1 pseudogene is annotated in these 256 nt (G+C 68.4%); it reads left to right on the top strand.

Going from position 1 to position 256, the window contains the following annotated elements:
- A pseudogene (locus SB725_RS32385) lies at positions 1 to 188 on the top strand (hypothetical protein); the annotation flags it as partial.
- Between the last annotated feature and the right edge of the window lie 68 nt (positions 189 to 256).

The following is a 256-nucleotide window of genomic DNA, read 5'->3' as shown; positions in this document are numbered from 1 at the left end:
CCCAGCGCGACAAAGACATCGAGACCATCTGGTGCGGTGAGTTCCAGCGACTGCAAGCCCTGCTGGCGGCCCGTGGTGACGACCTGAGCATCGAGAAAGCCCTGGCCGTAGGGGCGGTGCCGCTCAGGGAGGTGCTGCTGGACGACACCCGGCAGCAATACCGGGAGCAGGCGCAACAGCGCACCTGACCCGCCTCCCCGTAGGAGCCGGCTTGCCGGCGAAGGCGATCTCGCGGGCTCGTTCGCTGGCAAGCCAG

The sequence above is a fragment of the Pseudomonas sp. SIMBA_041 genome (assembly GCF_046535095.1).
GTDB lineage: Bacteria > Pseudomonadota > Gammaproteobacteria > Pseudomonadales > Pseudomonadaceae > Aquipseudomonas > Aquipseudomonas mucoides.
This window is presented reverse-complemented; position numbering and strand designations above follow the sequence as displayed.